Raw genomic sequence first — 1,504 nt, 5'->3', positions numbered from 1 at the left:
TGAACTGCACCCTATAAAGTAGACAGTTTAATAAAAAGGGATGTGCCGTGTTTATGCGGCGATGAGATGACTTCGGTAAGCTGCCGGAGCCATCTTTTTTAATGTCCATTGCTTTCTCGTATTGTTATAGTGATCCATATAATCATCAATCATATATTTTAGTTCCGCCAAACTGTTTGCCTTCTTGTAAGGAACTTCGTCCTTCATATGTCCAAAGAAGGATTCCATCGGGGCGTTGTCCAGGCAGTTTCCCCTTCGTGACATGGACTGTAAGAGCCCCATCTCTTTCACGCGAGATTGATATTCAGGATGCGTGTAATGAAACCCTTGATCCGAATGAATCATTGCTTCTGGATGTAATTGATTCTCATAAAAGCTTTCTAACTTGGTTAATGTTCGGTAGACTATCTCCATCCGCAGGCTTGTCGAGAGTTCATAGGCGACGATCTCTCGTGTCGCCACATCTTTCACGCAAGACAAATAAGCCGTCTTCCCACCACGGATTTGCAGGTAGGTGATGTCGGTCAAGAAGACTTTCCCTGGTTCCTGTTGGTCAAACTGGCGGTTCAAATGGTTGGGTACCTGACGGTGAACCTCTGTTGCCTTGGCCATCGTACGGTAAGGGTTCGCTCTCCGTACCTTGGCAAAAAAGTGAAACTTGCGCATCAATCGAAGGATTTTCTTGTGGTTCATTGGCTGACCGGCTTTCTCGGTGACTTCCATATATAAGCCGCGATAACCGATTTTCCCTTGGGCCTCATCATAAATCTCTTTTAGAAAGACATAATCCTGATAATCAGACTCCTCCCGGATAGCTTGTTTTTCCGCATTCTGAAGCCATTTATAATAGCCGCTTGGACTCACTTTGGCCACTTCACATAAATAACGGACCATGTTCTTCAATTGATAAAGCCGAATCGTCTCATTAATGACTTGGTATTTCTCTCGGGCTTTTAACGACGATTCTTCTTCGCCTGCCTTTCCAACTCGTCTAGCTTTTTTAGTAAGGTCAATTCCGCCTCTAAGAGGCGAATGCGGGCTTCTGCTTGGGCCAATTTCTTCTCGGCAGAGGCATTCTCTTTCTTGGGGCGTCCCTTACTCGCTTTTCCTCGGCGTTCCTCTAAAAAGCCATTTTCTCCGTATGTTTGGAAGGTTCTGCGCCAACGAGCCAGGGCGCTTTGGGCTTTTTTAATGCCAATCACCTCTAAATCGAAACCTGCTTCTCGGAATATTTCCGCTGGGCCTTTCCCAGATTGGTTTTGTTTAACCGCCTGCAGTTTGAAGTCAGGGGTATACTGAATCGCGCGGTCTGTCACGGCTTTAACGTTTGGATTAGCTTCTAGTAGTCTTTGTTGGTGTTCATTAAAGATAATCTTACTCATGAAAAATACTCCGTTCTAAAAATCGTAATGTTAGTATAACGGGAGTTTTCCTGAAAGAGAATAGGAAAACCCCGAATAGGGTCCACTTTTTTTAAAGTGTCCACTATTCGGGGTGCAGTTCA

The 1,504-nt window shown here is 44.7% G+C and carries 1 protein-coding gene; it reads right to left on the bottom strand.

Annotation, left to right across the window (positions count from 1 at the left end; all coding sequences use genetic code 11):
• Positions 1–51: 51 nt before the first annotated feature.
• Positions 52–1,382, bottom strand: a protein-coding gene (locus CYL18_RS18915) for an IS3 family transposase (RefSeq protein WP_104851014.1) whose coding sequence is annotated in 2 segments (ribosomal slippage) — positions 52–1,004 and positions 1,004–1,382 — 1,332 coding nt in all. Because the reading frame shifts where the segments join, the coding sequence is not laid out codon by codon here.
• Positions 1,383–1,504 lie beyond the last annotated feature (122 nt).

The sequence above is a fragment of the Pradoshia eiseniae genome (genome assembly GCF_002946355.1).
GTDB classification, from domain to species: Bacteria; Bacillota; Bacilli; order Bacillales; family Pradoshiaceae; genus Pradoshia; species Pradoshia eiseniae.
The sequence above is the reverse complement of the archived record's forward strand: the minus strand, read 5'-3'. Positions and strand labels throughout refer to the sequence as shown.